Origin of the sequence: Mesorhizobium sp. M5C.F.Ca.IN.020.29.1.1, from assembly GCF_003997375.1 — a bacterium.
GTDB classification, from domain to species: Bacteria; Pseudomonadota; Alphaproteobacteria; order Rhizobiales; family Rhizobiaceae; genus Mesorhizobium; species Mesorhizobium wenxiniae.
The window spans coordinates 1-861 of record NZ_RZSW01001074.1 but is presented as its reverse complement, the minus strand read 5'-3'; the positions used below and the strand labels follow the sequence as shown (position 1 = coordinate 861).

Below are 861 nucleotides of genomic sequence, written 5' to 3'. Positions count from 1 at the left end.
ACCATCTTCCGCGCACGCATCTCTTGATAACGTGCGACGGAGACGTTCTCTGAATGCTTGATGCAGGCGACAAGCCCAGGATCCATCTCTGCCTCCCATCTCGGTAGGTACTGTGCGAGGCCGGTCGCTTGGGCGGACCAGAAGAACCGGATCAGTTCTGGTCCGTCCTTCGCCCACGGGATGGTTACTTCCTCAACAATTGCGCCAAGTTCCGTAAAGCGTGCGACGGCGGCCTTCACCAGCTCTGTGACTTCCGGATCGACGCGAGCGACACCCAGATCGGGGCTATAGGCGATGCGCCTGCCCTTCACGCCGTCGCGAAGCAGGGCGAGATAGTTGGCAGGCCCCACCTCCAGGGACGTGTGGTCGAGGAAATGCGGACCGGCCATGACCTCGAGCATCAGTGCGCTGTCAGCGACGGTGCGTGTAATCGGCCCTTTGTGGTTCGTCATGTCACTTCCGGGCAGTGGATAATTCGGCACGCGCCCGAAGCTGGGCTTCAGTCCAAACACACCGCTGAAATGCGCGGGCATGCGGATCGATCCAGCACCGTCACTGCCCTGGTGCAGAGGCCCATAGCCCGCCGCTGCAGCGGCGCCTGCGCCGGCCGAGGACGCGCCAGCGTTGTAGCCGAGCTTCCACGGATTGCTGGTGATCCCCGTGAGTGGGCTGCGCGAGACACCGGTCCAGCCAAACTCCGGCATGGCGGTTTTGCCGATGACGATCGCGCCCTCGTCTCGCAGACGCGACACGAGCGGCGCATCCTCGATCGGCTGCTCGCGGACGACGATCTTGCTGCCGTTCCGTGTCGGCATGTCCTTGGTGATCGAATCCTTGATCGTGACCGGCACGCCGTGCAAC

At 63.2% G+C, this 861-nt stretch carries 1 protein-coding gene; it reads right to left on the bottom strand.

Features of this window, described 5'->3' with window-relative positions; translation table 11 throughout:
* The coding region (locus tag EOA85_RS36300) for an amidase family protein (RefSeq protein WP_245486397.1) at positions 1–861 on the bottom strand (861 nt) is incomplete at both ends.